Raw genomic sequence first — 248 nt, forward strand, 5'->3', positions numbered from 1 at the left:
GGTCCGGCACCATCGACAACCTCGGCGTCCTTCTCGTCGGAGGGACGGGGATTGATCTTCTTCGCAATGACCTGGACGTAGAAAAACACCATCAGAGCCATCGCCGCTGACAGCCCGAGTACCCAGGTGCCGGCCACTTCATGGGCCGAGAACCAGTACACCGGGGTCATGACGCAATAGAACAGGCCGAGCCCGCCGAAGACCCAACGTTCCGGTTTCATCAGGCATCCTCCTTACCGGAGTGCACG

1 protein-coding gene is annotated in these 248 nt (G+C 60.5%); it reads right to left on the bottom strand.

The window, feature by feature from the left end; all coding sequences use genetic code 11:
* Window positions 1-221 (bottom strand): aa3-type cytochrome oxidase subunit IV (ctaF, locus tag PU683_RS20775; RefSeq protein ID WP_277174508.1); only part of this gene is annotated, 221 nt, incomplete at its 3' end.
* Window positions 222-248 lie beyond the last annotated feature (27 nt).

This window comes from Candidatus Kosakonia sp. 282A-S69 (assembly GCF_029433855.1).
Classification (GTDB): Bacteria; Pseudomonadota; Gammaproteobacteria; order Enterobacterales; family Enterobacteriaceae; genus Kosakonia; species Kosakonia cowanii_A.